The 22,382-nt window shown below is 68.1% G+C and carries 18 protein-coding genes and 1 pseudogene; 10 read left to right on the top strand and 9 right to left on the bottom strand.

Annotated features, from left to right (window positions below; translation table 11 throughout):
- Window positions 1–129 precede the first annotated feature (129 nt).
- From D187_RS19245 to D187_RS19220, 6 genes and pseudogenes are all read left to right on the top strand, one after another.
- The gene (locus D187_RS19245) at window positions 130–1,986 is read left to right on the top strand and encodes an RCC1 domain-containing protein (RefSeq protein ID WP_076606187.1); all 1,857 of its coding nucleotides are present in this window, start codon (window positions 130–132) and stop codon (window positions 1,984–1,986) included.
- Between the two features lie 171 nt (window positions 1,987–2,157).
- Entirely contained in the window at window positions 2,158–2,433 is a 276-nt protein-coding gene (locus D187_RS19240; protein WP_002622067.1) for a hypothetical protein, read from the top strand.
- 216 nt (window positions 2,434–2,649) lie between these two features.
- Window positions 2,650–4,767, top strand: a pseudogene (locus D187_RS19235) (RCC1 domain-containing protein); the annotation flags it as partial.
- A 487-nt stretch (window positions 4,768–5,254) separates the two neighbouring features.
- Complete coding sequence (locus tag D187_RS19230; RefSeq protein WP_002622065.1) at window positions 5,255–7,423, top strand: hypothetical protein; 2,169 nt, start codon at window positions 5,255–5,257, stop codon at window positions 7,421–7,423.
- A 513-nt stretch (window positions 7,424–7,936) separates the two neighbouring features.
- The gene (locus D187_RS19225) at window positions 7,937–8,437 is read left to right on the top strand and encodes a hypothetical protein (protein ID WP_002622064.1); all 501 of its coding nucleotides are present in this window, start codon (window positions 7,937–7,939) and stop codon (window positions 8,435–8,437) included.
- 58 nt (window positions 8,438–8,495) lie between these two features.
- Entirely contained in the window at window positions 8,496–8,864 is a 369-nt protein-coding gene (locus D187_RS19220; RefSeq protein WP_002622063.1) for a hypothetical protein, read from the top strand.
- Here D187_RS19220 and D187_RS55280 read toward each other — a convergent pair.
- On the bottom strand, window positions 8,828–9,583 hold the full coding sequence (locus D187_RS55280) for a transglutaminase-like domain-containing protein (RefSeq protein WP_002622062.1): 756 nt from the start codon (window positions 9,581–9,583) through the stop codon (window positions 8,828–8,830). The two genes, D187_RS19220 and D187_RS55280, sit on opposite strands and share 37 nt — an antisense overlap.
- A 264-nt stretch (window positions 9,584–9,847) precedes the next feature.
- Between D187_RS55280 and D187_RS19210 the strand changes: the two genes are divergently transcribed.
- Window positions 9,848–10,447, top strand: coding sequence for a hypothetical protein (locus tag D187_RS19210; RefSeq protein ID WP_002622061.1), 600 nt, complete (start codon window positions 9,848–9,850; stop codon window positions 10,445–10,447).
- Between the two features lie 47 nt (window positions 10,448–10,494).
- On the opposite strand, the gene D187_RS19205 is transcribed toward D187_RS19210, so the two are convergent.
- On the bottom strand, window positions 10,495–11,064 hold the full coding sequence (locus tag D187_RS19205; protein ID WP_002622060.1) for a TetR/AcrR family transcriptional regulator: 570 nt from the start codon (window positions 11,062–11,064) through the stop codon (window positions 10,495–10,497).
- Between the two features lie 22 nt (window positions 11,065–11,086).
- The gene (locus D187_RS19200; protein ID WP_002622059.1) at window positions 11,087–12,322 is read right to left on the bottom strand and encodes an acetyl-CoA C-acetyltransferase; all 1,236 of its coding nucleotides are present in this window, start codon (window positions 12,320–12,322) and stop codon (window positions 11,087–11,089) included.
- A gap of 319 nt (window positions 12,323–12,641) precedes the next feature.
- Between D187_RS19200 and D187_RS19195 the strand changes: the two genes are divergently transcribed.
- From D187_RS19195 to D187_RS19185, 3 genes are all read left to right on the top strand, one after another.
- On the top strand, window positions 12,642–13,511 hold the full coding sequence (locus tag D187_RS19195; protein WP_002622058.1) for a hypothetical protein: 870 nt from the start codon (window positions 12,642–12,644) through the stop codon (window positions 13,509–13,511).
- Between the two features lie 108 nt (window positions 13,512–13,619).
- On the top strand, window positions 13,620–15,212 hold the full coding sequence (locus D187_RS19190; protein WP_002622057.1) for a cation:proton antiporter: 1,593 nt from the start codon (window positions 13,620–13,622) through the stop codon (window positions 15,210–15,212).
- Window positions 15,209–16,342, top strand: a complete 1,134-nt coding sequence (locus D187_RS19185; protein WP_002622056.1) for an NAD-binding protein — start codon at window positions 15,209–15,211, stop codon at window positions 16,340–16,342. The genes D187_RS19190 and D187_RS19185 overlap by 4 nt, the downstream gene beginning before the upstream one ends.
- Window positions 16,343–16,348: 6 nt before the next feature.
- Here the strand turns inward: D187_RS19185 and D187_RS19180 are convergent, their stop codons facing one another.
- The 6 genes from D187_RS19180 to D187_RS19155 all read right to left on the bottom strand — a co-directional run bounded on the left by D187_RS19180 (window position 16,349) and on the right by D187_RS19155 (window position 22,372).
- Window positions 16,349–18,451, bottom strand: coding sequence for a hypothetical protein (locus D187_RS19180; protein WP_002622055.1), 2,103 nt, complete (start codon window positions 18,449–18,451; stop codon window positions 16,349–16,351).
- Window positions 18,452–18,504: 53 nt separating this feature from the next.
- Window positions 18,505–19,833, bottom strand: coding sequence for a hypothetical protein (locus D187_RS19175; RefSeq protein WP_002622054.1), 1,329 nt, complete (start codon window positions 19,831–19,833; stop codon window positions 18,505–18,507).
- A gap of 130 nt (window positions 19,834–19,963) precedes the next feature.
- Window positions 19,964–20,203, bottom strand: a complete 240-nt coding sequence (locus D187_RS19170; RefSeq protein WP_043430579.1) for a hypothetical protein — start codon at window positions 20,201–20,203, stop codon at window positions 19,964–19,966.
- Window positions 20,204–20,535: 332 nt separating this feature from the next.
- A complete protein-coding gene (locus D187_RS19165) occupies window positions 20,536–21,012 on the bottom strand; it encodes a hypothetical protein (RefSeq protein WP_002622052.1) in 477 nt (158 codons plus the stop codon).
- Window positions 21,013–21,014: 2 nt separating this feature from the next.
- The gene (locus D187_RS19160; RefSeq protein WP_002622051.1) at window positions 21,015–21,683 is read right to left on the bottom strand and encodes an anti-sigma factor family protein; all 669 of its coding nucleotides are present in this window, start codon (window positions 21,681–21,683) and stop codon (window positions 21,015–21,017) included.
- Window positions 21,684–21,754: 71 nt separating this feature from the next.
- Window positions 21,755–22,372 carry an RNA polymerase sigma factor gene (locus D187_RS19155; RefSeq protein WP_002622050.1) on the bottom strand — a complete coding sequence of 206 codons (618 nt, stop codon included), beginning with the start codon at window positions 22,370–22,372 and terminating at the stop codon, window positions 21,755–21,757.
- Window positions 22,373–22,382: the final 10 nt, after the last annotated feature.

Here is a 22,382-nt window from a genome sequence, read left to right as displayed (position 1 = left end):
AGCCCCTTTTGGGCGAGAATCCACCCCATGCGAACTCCATTCAGGTGGGCATGGCTGGCCGTGGTGCTGAGTGCGGTCCTGGAGATTGGCTGTGCGGCGACGGATGACCCTGACGAAGCAGTTCTGACCTTGGCCACACGTGCCTCGGGTGCGGCCACCCGGCTAGAGGCCTCGACGGTCGCATTGGCCGCGGGCTACACCCACTCCCTGGCGCTGCACACCGACGGCACTGTCTGGGCCTGGGGCGACAACTCCTACGGCAAACTTGGCGATGGCACCCTCACTCGTCGACTCTCCCCGGTTCAGGTGACAGGCCTGACAAACGTGGTGGCCCTGAGCGCGGGTGACTCCCACTCCCTGGCGTTGCGCACCGACGGCACCGTCTGGGCCTGGGGCTACAACAACGACGGCCGACTGGGCGATGGCACCACCACCCATCGACGCACGCCGGTTCAGGTGCCAGGCTTGACAGACGTGGTGGCCCTGAGCGCGGGCTACTCCCACTCCCTGGCGCTGCGCACCGACGGCACCATCTGGGCCTGGGGCGACAACTCCTACAGCCAACTGGGCGATGGCACCACCACCCCTCGACTCTCCCCGGTTCAGGTGCCAAGCTGGACAGGCCTGACAGACGTGGTGGCCCTGAGCGCGGGCTACTCCCACTCCCTGGCGCTGCGCACCGACGGCACCGTCTGGGCCTGGGGCGACAACTACTCCGGCCAACTGGGCGATGGCACCGACACCCCTCGACTCTCTCCGGTTCAGGTGCCAGGCCTGACAGACGTGGTGGCCCTGAGCACGGGCTCCGCCCACGCCCTGGCGCTGCGCACCGACGGCACCGTCTGGGCTTGGGGCTACAACAACGACGGCCGACTGGGCGATGGCACCACCACCCCTCGACTCTCCCCGGTTCAGGTGCCAGCCTGGACAGGCCTGACAGACGTGGTGGCCCTGAGCGCGGGCTACTCCCACTCCCTAGCGTTGCGCACCGACGGCACCATCTGGGCCTGGGGCTCCAACGAATTCGGACAATTGGGAAATGGCATCCCCACACAGCGGTCCTCTCCAAACCCTGTGTTCGGCCTGACAGACGTGGTGGCGCTGAGCGCGGGCGACTCCCACTCCCTGGCGCTGCGCACCGACGGCACCGTCTGGGCCTGGGGCTACAACTTCGCCGGCCAACTGGGCGATGGCACCACCACCCCTCGACGCACGCCGGTTCAAGTGCCAGGCCTGACAGACGTGGTGGCCCTGAGCGCGGGCTACCACCACTCCCTGGCGGTGCGCACCGACGGCACCGTCTGGGCCTGGGGCTCCGACTACTACGGCCAACTGGGCGATGGCACCACCACCACCCTTCGACGCGCCCCGGTTCAGGTGCCAAGCCTAGCAGACGTGGTGGCTCTGAGCGCGGGTTGCTACCACTCCCTGGCGGTGCGCACCGACGGCACCGTCTGGGCCTGGGGCTACAACTACGACGGCCGACTGGGCGATGGCACCACCACCCCTCGACTCACGCCGGTTCAGGTGCCAGGCCTGACAGACGTGGTCGCACTGAGCGCGGGCGACTCCCACTCCCTGGCGCTGCGCACCGACGGCACCGTCTGGGCCTGGGGCTCCAACACCTACGGCCAACTGGGCGATGGCACCACCACCTTTCGACGCTCCCCGGTTCAGGTGCCAAGCCTAACAGACGTGGTGGCCCTGAGCGCGGGCCGCTACCACTCCCTGGCGCTGCGCACCGACGGCACCGTCTGGGCCTGGGGCCCCAACAACTACGGCCAACTGGGCTATGGCACCGACACCTCTGGGCTCTTTCCAGTCCTGGTGTCCAACCTCACGGGCACGTCCAATCTATACGTAGGTGCAGAGCACTCGCTGGCACTGCGTACAGATGGAACCGTACGCGCCTGGGGCGACAACTACTACGGACAACTCGGTGATGGGACCTCTGCCCTTTTTCTCCATCCCGTACAGGTCCCCTGAGACTCCCTGGGTTCGTCGGACGGGCTTTCAAAGGAGACCAGCCTCTCCCCCGTGTCATGTGGGTTGACGCCTGAAGTCATCTCCCGACAAGCCATTTCTTGCTCTCAAGTTCCGCATTTCAGGCAGCGGTCAAGCCCCCGCCTGAAAGGAGCCAGGTAGGAGAAGTGGGACGTGCTCGCTTCAATTCCGCGGTTCATGAACACGTCCACTTCCGTCGTCGGTAACCTGTTCCCCATCCGCAATCCGAGAGACGGCTGGTACAGCCCCTACCTGGCGGCGCTGCTCAAGACCAATACCCTGGACAACGGCCACAACATGCTGACCGTGGACTTCTTCGACGACAACAAGCAAGCCGTGGCCAACGGCAGCTTCTCTCGGCTCATCTACATCGACAACACCCAAGGCGACGTGTCATTGGAACTGCCTGCGGGTGCTTGGCGTACGTGATCAAGTGTGAGCCCACGGAGCGTCTGAAGGACACTTCGTGAACCTTCCATCTCGCGCCAATCGCCCCAAAGCCCCTTTTGGGCGAGAATCCATCCCATGCGAAATCCATTCAGGTGGGCATGGCTGGCCGTGGTGCTAAGTACGGTCCTGGAGATTGGCTGTGCAGCGACAGATGACCATGACGAAGCAGCCCTGAACTTGGCCACACGGCCCGCGGGTAGGGCCACCCGGCTGGCGCACTCGACAGTCGCATTGGCTGCAGGCTACTCCCACTCCCTGGCGCTGCACACCGACGGCACCGTCTGGGCCTGGGGCTCCAACTCCTCCGGCCAACTGGGCGATGGCACCACCACCCCTCGAGGCTCCCCGGTTCAGGTGCCAGGCCTGACTGACGTGGTGGCCCTGAGCGCGGGCAACCACCACTGCCTGGCGCTGCGCACCGACGGCACCGTCTGGGCTTGGGGCTCCAACTCCTCCGGCCAACTGGGCGATGGCACCACCACCCCTCGACTCTCCTCGGTTCAGGTGCCAGGCCTGACTGACGTGGTGGCCCTGAGCGCAGGCTCCTCCTACACCCTGGCGCTGCGCACCGACGGCACCGTCTGGGCTTGGGGCTACAACTTCTACGGCCAACTGGGCGATGGCACCACCACCCCTCGACTCGCCCCGGTTCAGGTGCCAGGCCTGACTGACGTGGTGGCCCTGAGTTCGGGCATCTACCACTCCCTGGCGTTGCGCACCGACGGCACCGTCTGGGCATGGGGCGACAACGCCTCCGGCCAACTGGGCGATGGCACCGCCACCCGTCGACTCTCCCCGGTTCAGGTGCCAGGCCTGACTGACGTGGTGGCCCTGAGCGCGGGCGGTTACCACTCCCTGGCGGTGCGCACCGACGGCACCGTCTGGGCCTGGGGCTCCAACTTCTCCGGCCAACTGGGCGATGGCACCGCCACCCCTCGACTCTCCCCGGTTCAGGTATCAGGCCTGACAAACGTGGTGGCCCTGAGCGCGGACGACTCCTACACCCTGGCGCTGCGCACCGACGGCACCGTCTGGGCCTGGGGCTACAACTCCTACGGCCAACTGGGTGATGGCACCACCACCCCTCGGCTCTCCCCGGTTCAGGTGCCAGGCCTGACAAACGTGGTGGCCCTGAGCGCGGGCTACTCCCACTCCCTGGCGCTGCGCACCGACGGCACCGTCTGGGCCTGGGGCTACAATTACAACGGCCAATTGGGAAATGGCATCCCCACACAGCGTTCCCCTTCAATCCCTGTGTTCGGCCTGATAGACGTGGTGGCACTGAGCGCGGGCTACTCCCACTCCCTGGCGCTGCGCACCGACGGCACCGTCTGGGCCTGGGGCTACAACTCCTTAGGCCAACTCGGCGATGGCACCACCATCCCTCGACCCTCCCCAGTTCAGGTGCCAGACCTGACAGACGTGGTGGCCCTGAGCGCGGGCGACTCCCACTCCCTGGCGCTGCGCACCGACGGCACCGTCCGGGCCTGGGGCGTCAACTACTCCGGCCAACTTGGCGATGGCACCACCACCCATCGACTCTCCCCGGTTCAGGTGCCAGACCTGACAGACGTGGTGGCGCTGAGTGCGGGCGGCAACCACACCCTGGCGTTGCGCACCAACGGCACCGTCTGGGCCTGGGGCTCCAACTCCGACGGCCAACTGGGCGATGGCACCACCACCCCTCGACTATCCCCGGTTCAGATGCTAGGCCTGACAAACGTGGTGGCCCTGAGCGCGGGCTACTACCACTCCTTGGCGGTGCACACCGACGGCACCGTCTGGGCTTGGGGCTCCAACTCCGACGGCCAACTCGGCGATGGCACCACCACCCATCGACTCACGCCAGTTCAGGTGCCAGGCCTGACAGACGTGGTGGCCCTGAGCGCGGGCGACTCCCACTCCCTGGCGCTGCGTACCGACGGCACCGTCTGGGCCTGGGGCTCCAACTCCTCCAGCCAACTGGGCGATGGCACCACCACCCCTCGAGGCTCCCCGGTTCAGGTGCCAGGCCTGACTGACGTGGTGGCCCTGAGCGCGGGCGGCGCCCACTCCCTGGCGTTGCGCACCGACGGCACCGTCTGGGCCTGGGGCTCCAACTACTACGGCCAACTGGGCGATGGAACCACCACCCCTCGACTCTTTCCAGTCCTGGTGTCCAATCTCACGGGCACGTCCAATCTATACGCAGGTGCAGGGCACTCGCTGGCACTGCGTACAGATGGAACCGGACGTGCCTGGGGCAATAACTATGGCGGACAGCTCGGTGATGGGACCTCTGCCTTTTTTCTCCATCCCGTACAGGTCCCCTGAGACTCCCTGGGCTCGTCGGACGGGATTTCAAGGGAAACAGCCCAGCCACTCCCCGCGTCAGGTGGGTTGATGCCTGAAGTCATCTCCTGACAAACCACTTCCTGATTTCGAGTCCCGCACTTTCAGGCGGTGGTCAAGCCCCTGCCTGAAAGGAGTCAGGCAGGAGAAAATGGGGCCGCCAGGCAATGTCCATCACGCCCACTGGAGAGCGTGCTTGAGAAGACACCGTCCGCCGACGCTGCGGCCTCCCCATCGGGGACGGATTCTCCGCGGAGTCAAGGGGCCACGCTCGTCTGGAATTTATTTCCTGGCACTCCCGGAGAGGCCTGGACGCGGCGGTGATGTCAGACCCGTATGTGAAAGTCTCTCCCGTTGGCCGCCACTTCCGGCCAACGTCAGCCACGGCGCCAGGACTCATGACGTTCTCTTTTGCGGTAGCAGAGGAGACACGGAGGTGTCTTCGCGCCAGCTGTGGAGGTACCCCACAATGATGAAATACCAGCAGAAGATCCCCAATCTGAGCGACATCCGTGCCACGCACTATTCTGCGGGAGCGGACCATCTCTTCTACATGGATTCGGGTCGGGGCGATCTGTGGTGGCTGCCCGTCAACCCGGTGACGCTGCTGCTGTCGAAGACCGAGACGCTGACGCAGAACAAGCGGCTCAACCTCAACGCCTTCGCATCCCAGGAACTCCAATGGTTGTGGGAATCGACGGGGTCCAAGCGGCTGCTCGCGCTGAACTCCGCTCGCATCCTCCCCCTCGGAGCAACCTCCCTAGAGGAGGTCTCTCCAGCATCGTTGGCACAAGCCAACTGGGACTCGGTGGTGGTCAATAACAGTGTGCCCGAGGACGGCACCTCGACCACGGGCCGGATCTACGCGGTCCGGATTCCCAATGGAGGCGAGTTCCACTACGTCAAACTTCGCGTCTTCAAGGCCAACAACCAGACCTGGATCGAGTGGTTCACCTACTCCACCAGTCCCAATGCATACCGCCTCAGCACGGGCTTCCTCGACGTGCGGGACATCCTCCTGTCAGAGTACGAGACAGCTTTGTATCTCACGGCCCAGTACCCCGTGGATGGGCAGTACTACGTCCTCACCTCGCCCCGGGCGAGCACCGCGCTGAGCCCCTATCCCGATTACACTTCCCAGGCCCAGCCCGTCCACGACACCCCCCTGACGGAGCCCCAGCAGATGGCGCTGGATGATGGCTTCCTCTACGTCGTGGATGACACTTCGCTCTGGCGCATTGACTTGTCCACGCGCAATCAGGTGTGCCTGGTGGAAGGACTCACGGGGGGCACGGGGCTGCTGCTTTCGACGCTGGGCTCCTCCCCGAAGGTCTGCCTCTCGGACGCCTCGGGCAACGTCTTCGTCGTCGATCTCCCCAGTTCCGTGGAGGAAGGTCTCACGCTTCAGGTGCCCGCTCAGCCCACCTACTCACTCGGGACCCAGAGCGGTTTCATGGCCTGGGCCAATCAGGAGCACAGCGCCCTCTACATCTGCCTGCATGGCACGAAGAAGGTGGCGCGCATCGACTTGCTCACAGGGGAGATCACGACCGAGGGAGAGATCAACTCCGGCACCGTGACGCCCCGGAGCATCGAGCCGATCTCGGACACCCGGATGTACGTGGCCGGTGAGACGGAGATCGGCCAGTTCTCCCGTGAAATCGAGGTGGCCAACCACCTGCTGTTGGGTATCGGCCTGATTCCGTTCGAATACATCAACAACTCGCAGCAGCTTATCCCGACGAGTCCCGACTCGGGCAAGGTCAACACCAGCTCGGCACCCGGCTACTACTTCAGCGCGTACGCCAACCTGCCCTTCGCTGGCAATCTGAGCCTGATGGTCAACCATGAGCTGGCGTGGACCAATGGGGTCCGCTTCTACAGCGTGAAGATCAAGAACCTGTCCACTGGAGTGACGCGCTCCATCATCGACACGTTCCACGACATGAAGTGGGACGCGCTCGCTTCGCCTCCGCGGTTCATGAACACGCCCACTTCCGTCGTCGGCAACCTGTTCCCCATCCGCAACCCAGCGGTCCTCTGGTACAACCCCTATCTGGCGGCGCTGATCAAGACCAGCACCCTGGACAACGGCCACAACGTGCTGACCGTGGACTTCTTCGACGGCAACAAGCAAGCCGTGGCCAACGGCAGCTTCTCGCGGCTCATCTACATCGACAACACGCGCTGCAACGTGCGGTTGGAACTGCCGCGCGTCGGCTCGGCCACTACGCCCCCCGCCGCCCTCAGCTACCCCACGCTGGAGTGCGGGTGCCTGGCCTACGTGACCAAGAACGACCTGGTGGAACTCGACTTCGTGGCGTGGCAGCCCCAGGGCTCCGGCAGCTACAGCCTGCGCATCTCTGGCGGCGGAGCGGCGCGCCCCAAGCTGGCCCAGGACGGCACCGTCACGGCGAGCCCCCTGCTGGTCACCAAGAAGCTGACGTCGGACGGCAAGCCCATCCGGGCCGGCCACATCCTGGGCGACTGCGACGTGGCCAACGTGCTCATCTCGCTGAGCGTGCCCTCGCGCGTCATCGACGGCTACGGCTGGGTGAACCTGGGCGCGACCACCCAGCGGACCTTCACCCTCATCAAGGGCCCCATCAGCCACTCGCCCTGGAACGAGCCGGCGTAGGCACGAACGCGCCTCAGCGCTGAGTTTCGTCGGGCCCGAATGGAGGCAGGTGACGCCGGTCAGGTCACCTGCCTCCAGCGTCGGCGCGGCTCCCTGGGTGGGCGCCCACCACCCAGGAAGAGCGCCATGCCATGTTTGCCCGGCGCCAAGCCGTGCCAGAGGGCACTGCCGTACGTCAAAAGCCGTGTGCTTCCCAGTATAAGGCCCACGTAGTGTCGGGAAACGCGGGCGAGTCCTTGAGCCTGGGCGGCCTCGTGGCCATGGGCGCCATCCTCGGCTCCGTGGTGCTCATCACGCGCGCCCGGGCGTGAAGCGGCTTCTTCTCCGCCCCATGGGGCAGGAAATCGATTCACATGGGGCCACGAGGCCGTGTTGATAACCCCACGCCGTGAGCACCCATCACCCTCGCTGGCTTGATGGCACTGGAGACTGCGTTCAGAGTTCGCATGACACACGTGTCTGGGAACCTGAGCCATGAAACCCTCCCGCGGATCCTTCTGGCGGCGAGTCGCCATGGAGTTCGACAAGCTCACCGTGGCTCTGCTCCAGAACACGTCGGCCTCTGTCGCGGAAGGGAGCAGGGAGTATCTGGCCCTCCAGAAGACGCTCCTACGCGAGGCGGAGACGGAGTGGGAGCGTCGGCACATCAGACGGTTGGTGGCCCATCACATCCTGAGCTTCGCGCATTTCCGAGCGCGCATCTGGGATGAGTATCGGACGGCACTGCTCCGCGTGCGGCGGCTCGACCATCCGAGCCTGGAGTATCGAATGCACGCGGCCTGCGAAACCCTGGAGTGGGCAGCCGACCGCGATCCCACCAAGGCCGCGTTGGGCTGGGCGATGGTGGAGGATGCGGAACGTCGGCTCCAACGTCTGCGCCGGGGAAACCCGGTGCGAAAGCAGGCCCTGGCCGCCATCGCCAGTGTCAAACAGCGGGTCGCCCGAAAAGGGCTCGCCCCCCCTGCGCCTCCGGGCGCGGCCAGGAGAACGTCTCGAGCCGCATCAGCCCGGTAGAAGCTCCATGAGCGCGTGACGTCAAAAGCCCTGTGCTTCCCGGTATAAGGCCCGTGCCATGAGCCGCGAGCCGAAGCAGAAACCACCCACCACCCCGGATGGGCGCTACTTCGTGATGAAGGGCGTGCTGTGGCGGTGCTCGGACCCGGGACTCGGGCCCAAGCAGCGCGCGCTCCTCGTGGAGGCGCTCATGCACGCGCGGCGGGACGTGGGCCGGGCCCTTCGCGCCGGGGACTCGGAGGCCGAGCACCAGGCGCGCGCCCGTGTCCACAAGGCCAAGGTGGCGCTCGGGGAGCGGGGCCCGCCGTGGTGGATGGATGGCGCTCCGGACTTCAACCGCCACCGGGTGGAGAACACGCCCTATGCCGCGTGGTTCCACGCCCTGCCTGCTCAAATCGAGGGCACCTCGGCCGGCACATCCTCGTAGTACGCGATGACGTTGCCGTAGTTGTAGACGTTGTTGTCGGTGTTGATGGCCTGGCTCGCGTCCTTGGTGCAGGCCGCCGCCGTGGGATCGAACCGCTTCCACTCGCCATCCGCGCCCTTGTACTCGACCCAGGCGTGATTGCCCTTGTTCGTCTCTCCACCCACGACGCGCGCATCGATGCCCGCCGCCTCGAAGCGCTGCGCCGCCTCGACCGCCATGTCCGTGCAGATGCCGGACTTGGAACCATCGAAGTTGTTCTCGTTGCCCACCGCGGCATCAAACGACTTGCCGGGCGAGTTGTCGTAGTTCCAGCTCGTCGCGTCCTGGGCAATCTGCTGGGCCACCGCGTCCGCATTGCCCGAACCATTGAACGAAGGGCCCTGCCCGGGGGGCGAATCGAGCCCCAGATCCGTCGGCCCACCCTCACCCAACGCGTCCAGCCCGCCCGCCGGGGGAACACCGCCACCGCCACCACCACCACCCGGGATCTCACCGCCGCCACCGCCACCACCACCGCCGCCGCCAGCGCCCTTCTGCGAGGGCTCGAAGCCATCCTGGCCCAGCATCTTGATGAGCTCCTGCAACAGCTTCATCAGCTCATCGATGTTCGGCTGCTGCTTCGACCCGGGGGCGTCGGCGTACTTCGTCTCGGCGGGAGCGATGGGAGCCCGCGGGGGGAGCCGATAGGAGGACGAGGAGGGGAGGCGGGAAATGGACATGGCGCGAGGTCTCGAAGTCGTCGAGGAAGGAGCGGCATCAGCCCGTGCCGCCCACGCTCCCTAAGCAGTCCTCGTGCCAGCGCCTTCGGAATCTCTCGATTCCTCATAACCTCCCAGCATCATTATCGAGAGCCGAGTCCTCCCCCTCCGGGACCCGGTGACAGCCGTCACCAGTCGACCCGACTCCTGGTGACTGCTGTCATCAGGACCGCGCTCCCCGACGGCTCCCGGTGGTACAAGAGGACGCCCGGGAGGCGGAATCCCATGAAGTTCTCGAGGAACACGCGGATGAGTTCGTTGCCCATCAGGGCGAGGCTCGTGGTTCCGCTCGTGGGAAGTGCCCTGCTCCAGGCGTGTTCTCATGGCGGGAGTACCGCCGCGTTCAGCGCCTCCCTGTTACGGCACGTGACGGACAGCGGTGTGGAACTCAACGGAGACAGGCTCGAACTGGGAAGGCCCAAGGAGGAACTGCCCCCCTGGTGCAACCCGTTCAGCAAGAAGACGCTTTCGTGCGCGCACGTGCACCTGGCGAAGCCCTGGGAGGTGGGCATCTGGCCAGCTGGCAATGTGAGGACCATCGTTCTCTGGAGTATCCAAGGGCCCTCGGACTTCATCTGCCGCCTCTACACGTCCATGGATTCCGACTTCCGCCAGCATGCGGGCCAGCCCAGGTCGGCCGTGCCTTGCGCCTGCGGGAATCATGGATGCGAGGATCCACGGGCTTCCTCTCGCGAGTGGCGTCTGAGTGAGAAGGTGGAACTCGACTTGGACACCGTGATCCATGCGGAGGCCCCCTTCGCACCAGATGGAACGCCCATCTCCACACTGATCGTGACCGTCAGTCAGGCGTTCGAGAGCCAGTAGGCGACATGACCCGGGGCGGTCGCCGGGTCGGCCAGTTCCGTGAACGGTTACAGCGCGCGCTCGGAGAGCTTCCTCGCGGCCCGGAGCAGCTCGTCACTCAGGGGCGTGCCACCCACCGCCCTCGACAACGAGAGCGCGCCATACATGAGCGCGATCAACCCGAGCGCCTGCTGCCGGTGCTCGGCATCGGACCCCATGAGCTCGGCGAGCGAGCGGACATAATGAGACAGCTCCTTCTCGAGCGCGCCGCGATAGGGCTCCCCTTCCCGCGCGACTTCCGGGGCGACGCTGGGCATCACACACCCCGCTTCCGGATGGTCGCGGTGCTGGCGTGACAGGTAGCGCTCCACCACGTTGAGCACCCGTTCCCGGGGCGAATCGCCCTTGGCCGAGCCCAGCAGCCGGTTCCACATGGTGCTCGCCGCGCTCTGGATGGTCTCGGTGAAGAGATGCTCCTTGGACTCGAAGTGCCCATAGAAGCCGCCGACGGTGAGCCCGGCGCCCTTCATGACATCCATCACCGAGCTGGCCTTGATGCCCCGCTCACGCAGGAGCGCCGCCGCCGAGGCGAGGATGGCTTCACGCGACTTCTGCTTCTGTTCCGTCTTCTGGTTCATGAAGGGACCCCGGTACGACGGCTCAGAGCCGCTCGATGATGGTGGCGATCCCCTGGCCGCCCCCAACGCACATGGTAATGAGCGCGGTCTGCTTGCCGCTACGCTCGAGTTCATCGAGCGCCGTGCCGAGCAACATCGCGCCGGTCGCGCCGAGCGGATGGCCGAGCGCGATGGAGCCTCCGTTGACGTTCACGCGCTCGGGGTCGATGCCCAGCGCGCGAATGGTCTGGAGCACCACCCCCGCGAAGGCCTCGTTGATTTCCCACAGGTCGATGTCGCGCGCATTCATGCCCGCCTGGCGCAGCGCCTTCTCACTCGCTGGCGCGGGCCCCGTGAGCATCAGCACCGGCTCGGTGCCCACGGTCGCCATGGCGCGGATGCGGGCGCGCGGTTGGATGCCCTTCTCCCGGACGTAGCGCTCCGAGGCGAGCACCACCGCGGCGGCGCCATCGACGATGCCGCTCGAGTTGCCCGCGGTGTGCACGTGCTGGAGGGCCCGGGCCCGCGGATAGGCCGCGAGCGCGAGCTGAGCCAGCGTCTCGCCCCGGGGCCCCGCCACCGTCTCTCCCATCGCCACGAAGGAGGGCTTGAGCGCGGCGAGCCCCTCGGCCGTGGTGTCCGGCCGGGGGAACTCGTCCCGCTCGAGCACCACCGCCCCGGTGCCTGGTTGCCTCACGGGGAATAGCGACTTCACGAAGCGGCCCTCCTCGATGGCGCGCGCCGCGTTCTTCTGGGAGCGCAGCGCCACGGCGTCGAGTTCCTCGCGTGACAACCCCTCGAGCGTGGCGATGAGGTCGGCGCTGATGCCCTGGGGCACCTGGAACAGGCGCTCGCGCAGGTGCGGGTTGTTGCCATCCTGGCCGCCGCCATCCGCGCCCATGGGCACGCGCGACATGCTCTCCACGCCCCCGGCGACCGCCAGGTCCATCGCGCCCGAGGCCACTCCCATGGCCCCGAAGTGGATCGCCTGCAGCCCCGACGCGCAGAAGCGGTTGAGCGACACCGCCGACACCTGCTGGGGCCAGCCCGCGGTGAGCACCGCGTTGCGCGCCAGGTTGGCGCCCTGCTCTCCCACCTGGGAGACACACCCCACCATCACGTCTTCGACCTCGCGCGCCTCGAAGCGCCCGCGCGCTTGGAGCGCGTTCAACACCTGCGCGAACAACTCCTGCGGGTGGATGCCCGAGAGTGCTCCCTTGCCCGCCTTGCCCCTCCCTCGGGGGGTGCGTGCGGCGTCGATGACATAGCTGGTGGTCATATGGCCCGGCTCCTCTGGATTATGAGCGTAATATGTCCCCCTCCCTCCAGAGAATCAAGTCGGCCCCCCAGGAGGGCACCCGGATGGAGGGTGTGTGGAGTGTTCACCCCGGGTCAGATGATTGGAATGGCATACAACTCACCCCCGGACGGCTCGCGCGTATGGATGAACTCTACTCGGAGTCCCTCCCCTCACCCCGCCGCCGATTGGATTTGTTTATGACAGTCACAAACGCTAGGGTGCCTTTCACTGTATTCCAGTCCTCGCTGTTTTTTCTCGTTTCAACCCAAACCATAACAATCTCGCTGGAAAGGCCCCCATGTCCCTCTCCATCCGCTCGCGCGCCCTCGGCGCGATGCTCTCGCTTGGGTTCTGCGCGCTGCTCGGCGCGCCCGCCGCGCACGCCGCCTCCACCGAGGCCTGTGCCGGCGGTGGCTTCCGCCTGGAGCTGCCCAATGGCAGGACCCTGTCCGGCTCGGCCCGGACGAAGCTCGACCGCCGGAGCCTGCCCTCGCACGGCACGCTGCGCGTGCGCGGCACCTACGTCGACTTCGACGTCGATGTGTCGACGTTCGCCGTCTACAACTACACGCTCAAGGCGACGAGCAACCCCCTGGACATCACGGGCGGGGTGACCACGGTGCTCTTCGCAGGCAAGGTGCCCCACCTCGGCACGCAGACGCTGGAGAAGGACGACCTGGAAGTGGAGATGGGCGCGGGCGACCTGTGGCTGCTGCGCCGCGGCGAGCGCATCAAGATGAAGATCCAGGCGAAGGACTGCGCCCAGGGCGGCATCTTCCAGATGGAGCCGGAGACGGAGACGACCGGGGCGACGATCGACTTCACCCACACCCTGGGGCCCGCCGTCTTCTACTTCACCAACCCGTACACCGGGAAGATCAACTTCGGCAACGCCCAGCTCATCCGGGGCAAGGACAGCCCGCAGGTGGCGGCGAAACTCGTCCAGGGCGAGCGCGAGACGGTCTGGCGCGTGACGTCCGGGGGCCGCATGGGCGGCGTGCTCGGGGAGGACGCGGTGGAGAACTCGCCTCCCGCCACCTCGTGCACCCAGGACTGCCAGGCGCAGAACCGCGTCCAGGGCAAGTACGACGTGCCGGATCCCGTCTACGAGAACGACGGCGGCGGCATCGGCACCGGCGGCGATGACGGTGGTGGTGGCGACGACTGAGCGAGCGGACAACCGAGAGCCGGGGCGGTCCGGGCTCCCGCGGAAATGCCGCGGGGTGGTGCGCCGTGTCTAGGCAGGGCCGGGGGCATCTGCGAGGCTCGCTCCCGCGTGCACTTCGAGATGCCCCTGCTCATCGGCCTGATGGTGGCCGCCAGTACCCTCGCGATCGCCGCCAAGCGCGTGCGCATCCCCTACAGCGTGGCGCTGGTGGTGGGAGGCCTGTTCATCTCCGTGGCGGGCCTGCTGCCCGGCATTCCTCCGCTCAACCCGGAGTTCGTCTTCCTCGTGTGCCTGCCGCTGTTGCTCTTCGAGGGGGGCATCACCGCGGACGTGGCCAACGTGCGCGCCAACCTGGTGCCCATCGCCACGCTGGCGAGCCTGGGCATGGTGCTGGCCATCACCGCCACCGGCACCGCGCTGCACTACGCGCTGGGGCTGAACTGGGGGCCGGCGCTGCTGCTCGGCGCCATGCTCTCCGTCACCGACACCGTCTCCATCCTCTACGCCTTCCGCCGCGTGGCCGTGCCCCGGCGCCTGTCGGGCATCATGCAGGGCGAGAGCCTCTTCAATGACGGCACCGCGCTCGTGGCCTACGCGGCCATCGCCGGCGTGGTGACGCGGGGCGAGACGTCCTTCTCCCTGCCGCTCTTGAGCGCCCAGGTGGTGTTCGCCACGATCGGGGGAATCGCCATCGGGCTGACGCTGGGCGCCGGGGCGGGCTTCATCATCCGCCGCACGAGGGATCCGCTCGCGGAGATCATGGTCACCACCGCGCTCGCGCTGAGCGCGTACACCATTGGCGAGCAGGTGCACCTGTCGGGCGCCATCGCCGCGGTGACGGCCGGACTGATGACGGGCATCACCCTGCGCCGCCACGTGGCGCCCCAGAGCCAGGTGGCCATCCACACCTTCTGGGAGTACGTCACCTTCGGGGTGAACACCTTCCTCTTCCTGTCGGTGGGGCTCGCCACGAAGCCCGGAGCGCTGGTGCGCCACCTGCCGCTCACCCTGCTCGCGGTGGCGTGCGTCTTCGCCGGGCGCGCGGTGGCCATCTACGGGCCCTTCCTGCTGTTGCGCTGGCTGCGCCCCTCGGCCTGCGTGCCCGTGCGCTGGCAGCACGTCTTCATCTTCGGCAACATCAAGGGCGCGCTGTCCATCGGCCTCGCGATCGGCCTGCCCGAGGGCACGCCCGCGCGCGAGGAGCTGGTGTCCATCGCCTTCGGCGTCACCTTCCTGTCGCTCGTGGTCCAGGGGCTGACGCTCACCGGCTTCCTGCGGCGCCTGGGGCTCATCCGCGAGGACCCCGTGGCCCAGGCGGTGAGCGAGCAGCAGGCGCGGCTCATCGCCAGCCGTGCCGCGCGTCAGGAGCTGGAGCAGTTGCATGACCAGGGGCTCATCCCGCGCGCGGCCTACGAGCACCTGCGCAGCGACTACCAGGTGGGCATCGCCAGCGCCGAGCGGGAGCTGCGCCGGCTGAGCGAGCAGCACCTGGCGCAGGCGGCGCGACTGGTCTTGACGACGCGCCGGCACCTGGTGGACGCCGAGCGCACGGCGCTGCTGTCGGCGCGGCTCGCGGGCCTCATTCCCGAGGCCACGGCGGAAGCGCAGCTCGCGCGGCTGGACGCACGCACCCTGGAGCTGGAGCACGTGTTGTCGGATGTGCCCGATGAGCCGCAGGGCAGTGGGAGGAAGACGACATGAAGGTGGTCATCGCGGGGGGAGGCCGGGTGGGGGGCGCGCTGGCGGCGCGGCTGGTGAACGAGCAGCACCACGTGACGGTGGTGGACCGGGACGCCGCGACGTGCCACCGCCTGTTCGAGGACATCGGCGTGGTGACGGTGTGTGGGGACGCCACGGACCCACGGGTGCTCGAGTCCACGGGCATCATCAATGCGGACATCGCGGCCGGGGTGCTGGCGCGCGACGCGGAGAACCTGGCGTTCGCCACGCTGGTGCGCGCGGTGAGCCCGGCGCGCGTCATGGTGCGCATGCTGGACAGCCGCTACCGAGAGCCCTACCGGCTCGCCGGGGTGGGCGAGCTGGTGGAAGAGGCGGAGGTGGTGGTCACGAAGATGGCGACCGCCATCGACTTCCCCCAGGTGGCGGGCTCGCTGCCGCTGGCCGCCGGGGACGCCATCCTCTTCGAGCTCAAGGTGAGCACCAAGGCGGTGGTGGCCGGGCGCACGGTGGCCCAGGTACGCGCCCAGACGGACTTCCCGCGCGAGTGCGTCTTCATCGGCATGGTGGACCCCGAGGGGCGCATCACCCTGCCGGACGGCAACACGGTGCTGCGCGCGAGCCACACCCTCATCCTCGTGGCGCGCCGTGCCGGGCTGGCCCGCGCGGTGGAGTGCCTCACGCGCGAGCCCCAGAACACGCCGGACACGCCGCTGGCGGACATGCTGCGCCGGGTGGACTTCCTCGCGCCGCTGGGCACCGAGGAGGTGCTCAAGCTGGCGCACGGCGCCGAGTACCTGCGCAAGGACGCCGGAGAGCCCATCTTCAAGAAGGGGGACGCGGGAGAGACGTTCTTCGTCGTCGTCTCCGGGCAGGTGAACCTGCTGGGCGAGGGCAACAAGCTCGTGGAGGTGGTGAAGCCCGGGGGCTTCTTCGGAGAGTTGGCCCTGCTCACCGGCGAGCCGCGGGCCACCCATGCCTCGGCGGCCACCGTGTGCGAGCTGGCGAGCGTGGGCCGCGAGGACTTCCGCGGCGTGGTGATGGCCAACCCCGTCATCGCCCTGGAGATGAGCCGCATCCTCGGCCAGCGGCTGTCGCGCATGGCGCAGGAGGACCCCGCGCCGCGCAAGCGCAAGGGCCTGTTCGGCCGCTGACGCGCGTCAATCGGCGGCGGCCGCGGGCAGGACGCGCCAGGCCACGTTCTCGCGCTTCGCGTCGCCGAAGGCGGGCTGGAAGAGCTCCGGGTGTCCGGCCATCCACCGTGCCTCGATGGGCGCGGGGGCCAGCGTCACCACGTAGTCCACCCGCGCCTCGCGCACCCGCCGCAGCCACGCCGGGAAGTCCGCCTGGGCGAACGTGTCCTTCAGGGCGTAATCCCTCACCACGCCGTCCGGAGAGATGGGCACGTAGGTGAGCGTGTTCTGCAGCCGGCTGCCCATCAACGGGTACCAGTACCAGTTGTGTCCGGAGATGTCCCATCCCGCCGTGACCGCGAGTCGCAGGGGAGCCTCCCCATCCAGCGCCTTCCACTCGGGAAGGCCCATGCTGCTCGGGATGACGAGCGGGTGAAGTTCGTAGGACTGCGCATTCGCGGCGGAGGCATAGATCTCGTAGCGCAGCGCCGCGCGGACGGCGGCGATGGCCTCCCAGCCGCCCCCGAGCAGCATGAGCGCCGCGAGCAGGCCGGGGAGGAGCCGGTGCCGGCGCAGGCCCCACGCCACCAGGGCGGCGGCGCCGCCCAGTGACACCAGCACGGCCGGGAGCACCAGGAGCACCCCGCGCGCATCCACCCCTGCCCAGCCGCACGGCAGCCCGAGCAGCAGTTCCAGCAGGAAGCAGCCCCAGAGCAGCAGCCGCACCCACTCTTCCTCCAGGAGGGCGGCGAGCAGCAGGCACGTGGCCAGCATGCACAGCACGAAGCGGGACGAGGTGGACACCCAGGCCGTCCAGAGCTGCCGGCTCATCGAGCCGAGCAGCGTGCTCGCACCGCAGACGAGCACCAGCAACGAGCGCGCACCCCACCGCTGCCGGGTCCGCACCGCGGCCAGCAGGCCCACGGGCGCCAGCAGCAGCGTGTGGCCCAGCCCCAGGTGATCCGTCCCCGCCAGGAACCGGGAGAACAGGAGCGCCATCACCAACTCCGGCACATCGAGGGGCGTGGTGTTGAGCAGCTCTCCCGACTCGAGGCCGGCCAGCGCCGGGCTGCCCGCGGAGATGCGAATCCCCGCCAACGTCAACGGCCAGGGAAAGAATGGAGAGCCGTGGAGCACCCATGCCCTCAGGTAGGGCAGCACCCCGAGCAGCAGCGCCAACACCACCAGCGCCGCGTGGAAACGAGGCGCCTCTCGCGAGCGCCAGGCCTGGAACGTGCCCCAGCAGACCAGCGCGCCGCCGAGGCAGAACACGGGCAGGCCGCCGGGCTTGATGCCCGCGAGCACCCCCAGGGCCGCCATCGCCGCCACCCGTTCGCCCTGCCGTCCCGGGCGCAGGCTCGCCAGCAGCAACGCCATGGCCAGCAGGAAGAGCGCCAGGATGGTGTTGTCCACATAGCTGGCGGTGAGGACCGCCATCACGATGGGCACGAACACCGCCGTCAGTGCCGCGGGCACGGCCATGCGCCAGCGCGCGCCCAGGCCCCTCGCCATGCCATACGCGCCCACCAACGCGCTCAGCCAGATGAGCCCACCGGCCGGCGCGAGGAACCCATCTCCATGGTCGGGCAGCATGGCCCAGGCCGACAGGGCGTCGCCGTAGGGGAGGAAGTACTGGTAGTAGCTCCACGCATCGGGGGCGAGGAGCGGCTCGTCGCGCCCGCTCTGCACCCACCGGCCCGCCTTCACCAGGTGATAGGTGAGCGAATCCCAAGCGAGCGGTGGGGCGGCGAGCCCGCGCAGGAGCCGGGCGCCGACGAGCAGCGCCCCCAGTGCCAGCGGCCCCAGCATCTGCTCGCGCCGCATCGCGCGGCCCATCGCCTGGAGCCGCCGCAGGTCCCGGCGAAGGGCCACCCCCGCCCGTGCCCACCCGCGGGCCAGCAAGAGCCCGGTGAACGGCACCCAGACGAGCAGGGCGGCCCCCAGGGTGAAGACACCGAGTCCCAGGAGCAGCTCGAACGCGGCGATGAGCAGGCCATACGCGAGCGCCAGCGTGGCGCAAGCCCGGACCCACCCTCCGCGGCGAATCCCCAGCTCGAGGGCGAGGAGGTAGGCGCCGCCGAGGCAGCAACACAGCAGCAACAGCGCGAGGAGGGCGGAGAGACCGGGCATCTGGGCACCGGCAGACTACTCCACCCCCCCACCCGGCTCACACGGCGAGGCGCTCAGCGCTGGAAGTCCACGCCCACGCCCAGGCCCGCGGAGAAGCCCTGCAGCAGGTGGCCCTCCGCCTGGGGGAAGTGCACCGTGCCGCCCGTGAGCACGCCGTAGAGGGCGGGCAGGAAGCGGTGGCGCAACTCGGCGGCCACGGAGTAGCGCGGCCTGCCCGTGAGGTCCGTGAGGATGACGCGCAGCTCGCCCACCGTCTTGTCTCCGGGCAGGTGCAGTTGGAGCGCGGCGTCCGCGTCCACCCGTCCGGTGTTGACGAAGTACTCGCCCGAGGCGCTGACGCTCAGCGCCAGGTCCTCCGGGTTGAGGGGAATCACCGCCGCGGCCACCTCGCCATACCCCGAGAAGGTCCCCGGCAGCACCTCCTCCGCGAGCGGCGCCGCGCTCAGGCCCACCCCGGAGAAGCGCGCCAGCTCGTAGCCCGCGCCGAAGAAGCCGAAGCGGAAGCGGCCTCCCTGGCGCCGGCCCTCGAGGCGCCCGGTGATGTCCAACGACGGATCCGGCTTGCCCCGCACGACGAGGCCCACGGTCGCGCCGTAGTCCGGCACCGACTCGATGAGGGTGTCCGCCCGTGCGCCCGCCGCGGCCTGGAGCCACAACTGGAAGGTGTCGCTGCGCACCACGCCTGCCTGCAACCCGAGGCTCGCCGCGGACAGGGAGGGCGTCGTGCCCCCCGCCAGACCGAAGTCATGCGCCACGTCCACCGACAGGAGGAAGCGGTCGAAGGCCGTGTCCTGATCGCTCAGCACGCGGCCCAGGTCCAAACGGAACTCACCCGCGAAGAGCCGCGCGCCCAGCACGTCGCTGGCGAACACCTCCACCCGGGTGGGGCCGAGGTAGGCGACGAAGTTGGCGCCCGCGGGGTGGTAGTCCTGGGAGAGGTTGTTGTTGTAGCGGTTGATGAGCCAGCCCGCGCCCAGCGTCCAGGTGGAGAACGCCCCCGCGCGCAGTTGCAGCATGCCGTCATCCCGGCCGATGCGCAGCTCCCGCACGAGCTGACCGAAGTCACTGAGCTCGTCCCAGTCCTGGCGCCGCAGCCGGGCGGCATGGTCCGCTTCCACCTGGGAGGGTTCCGTGTCGATCAGCCGCAAGCGCAGCGGCGCCCCCATCTCGAACTCGAACTCCTCGCCACCCTTGACGCCCAGGCGGGGAAACACGGCCAGGAAGCCGTCCATCCCATTGGCGCCCAGGCCCGAGGGAAGGGCGAGTGCTCCCGCCTCGAGCGAGGCGTGGAAGCGAATGCCTTCTTCCGCCGGGGCGGGATTCTCGACGAAGGCCCGAGGGGTCTGCTGAAGCGTGTAAGCGAGGAGGAGGGCACCAATCATGGCGCGTCACTCTAATCCGCCTTCCGCCACACGTCCGTGAACTCCGGCCTCGCCAGGAGTGCACCTTGTCCCTCTGAACAGCGTACGACCAGGCGTCCAGTACCCGACTGGACGAGTCCCCACGTGCCGCTCAGGCGACGACGACGATGTGCGTGCCGGTCGCCTGGGACATGGCGCGCGAGGACACCAGCTTCGCGGCGCCCTTCGTCTCACCCGCCACGTCGAACGCCGCGGCGATCAAATCCCCCAGCGTCACCTGCACCTTGCGCACCGGACGGCTCGCCTTCGCCTTGGCCACCACCCGACCCGCCTTCTTCACCTGACGCGCCACCTGGTTCATCACCGCACCACTCCGCTGGGTCTTCGCCATGGTTCGCCCCGTCCCTTCGAGTCGCTCGTCCACCGTGTTGCCCGCCGCCCACCGCCGCCGCCCGACGGGAATATCTCTTAGCAACCAGCGTGCCCGAACCTAAACCCTTGAAATCAGCAGGGTACCGCTGCGAACGAGCGCACGAGACCCGGGCCAGGGACTGACATTTCTACCGGGTGGCGAGGAATTCCCTCCGGAACGAATGACCGGACGCCAGACCAGCGGGCATGCATGCGTCTGGAGCCGCGCAAACGACCTCGGGCCCACACGGCGCCAGGGAGGCGGCCGGGTGGGCCCGAGTGGGGGAAGCGAGGAGGAGAAAGGGCGGGGTGCTACTTCGCGGCGGGAGAGGAGAGCACGAGGATGAGCTCGCCGCCCACGTGCTTGCCGGCGCGCTGGTAGACGGCGCCCTCGCGGCCCAGCTCCACGTCCACGGCGGACAACTGGGGCACGTCCACGCGCAGGGTGGCGGTGTCGCCCTGCAGGCGCAACAGCCGCAGTGAGGCGGTCACCCCGTTGGGCAGCTTCACCTCGGCGGGCACCTGGGTGCCCACCTCCAGGGACTGCTGCGACAGGCGCTTGAAGGAGGTGAAGTTGAAGTTCTGCTTCTGGAAGGTCTCCTTCATCTTCTGGAGCTCGGGAGGACTCACCTCCGAGCCATTCCGGGAGACGAGCACCACCGCCACCTCCACCTGGAGCTTCTGGACCTTGGCGGCCGGAGCGGGAGCCTGGGCGCGCGCCTGGGTGGGAAGCAAGAACGACCCCAGCAGGGACAGCACCAGCAGGGCCACCGGCGTGCGCGTCATCATCGTCACAGCTCTCCTCCCTTGGGCGGTTGCTCCGGCGCCGCGGGCTTCGCGGGCCGGCGGGCCGGCACATCCTTGAGCGACTCCCCTTCCAGCTCGTCCGTTTCGTCACCGGGCACGCCGCGGGGCTTGGCCGGAGAGGCATCGTGCGCCGCGGGCGCGTCCTCGTCCACCGCCCAGATGATGGTGTTACCATCATCGGACTCCAGCACCACCGGGGCCGCCTTGGCGCCCTCGGAGGCACGCACGGCGCGCACCTTCATGCGCTCGGCGCCATAGCCCAGGGGGGCGGAGGGACGGTTCATCGCCATGGGGACGGCCACCAGCACCACCACCGCCGCCGTGGCCAGCGAGGAGACCATGGCCGTGCGGTGGTAGAGGAACATCTCCGAGAGCGAGATGCGCACGCGCTCGAGCAGCGGCGGACGCTCCGGCGTCACCCGCGCCATCACCTTCTGGGTGAAGTCCTTGAAGTCCACCTCGTCCACCGCCATCTCCAGCCCCACGCGCAGGAGCGCGGACTCGGCCCTCAGGTCGGCCGCCCGGCTGGCGCAGTCGCGGCAGGCACCCAGGTGCCGCTCGACGTTGATGCGCTCGGCGGGGGACACCTCGCCGTCGATGTACGGCGACAACAACGGGATGAAACGCTCACATGCGGGATTGGCGGGGGCCATGGTGTTCCTACCCGTTCCAAGAGGGGACGTGCGGCTTGGACGGTAATGGAAAAGCAATATTCCAAGCCGACTCACTCACTGCCCACTCCACTCTTGGCCTCGTCCAACTCCAGGTATTCACTGAGGATTTTCTGCACCTTGGCGCGGGCGTGGAAGAGCCGGCTCATCACCGTGCCCTTGGGGATGTCCAGCGTGCGCGACAGATCCTCGTACGACATGCCCTCGACTTCACGCAGCAGCAGGATGGCGCGGTGCTTCTCGGGCACGCTGGCCAGGGCCTCTTGAATCTTCTCGGCCAGCTCGCGACGCAGGGCGCTCTTCTGGGGGTTGGTGCCCAGGCGGCTGCCCAGGGCGCCGATGCGCGCCTCGCCCAGGTCCGTGGCGATGGACTCGTCGAACTCCTCCATCTGCCCGCCCGAGGAGCCTTTGCGGCGCATCACGTCGATACAGATGTTGACGGTGATGCGGTAGAGCCACGTGTAGAAGGACGAGTCGCCCTTGAAGTGGTCCAGGTACTTGTAGACCTTGACGAAGGCCTCCTGCGAGACATCCATCGCCTCGTCCTTGTCCTTGAGCATGCCCAGCGCGACGGCGTACACCTTGCGCTGGTAGCGCTCGACAAGGAGCTTGAAGGCGCGCTGGTCTCCATCACGGACGCGCTTGACGAGAGTGAGGTCGTCGGTGGCCAAGGGTGGGCCA

Origin of the sequence: Cystobacter fuscus DSM 2262 (assembly GCF_000335475.2) — a bacterium.
GTDB lineage: Bacteria > Myxococcota > Myxococcia > Myxococcales > Myxococcaceae > Cystobacter > Cystobacter fuscus.
Note: the sequence above shows the minus strand (reverse complement) of the source record. Positions and strands in the feature narration are given on the sequence as shown.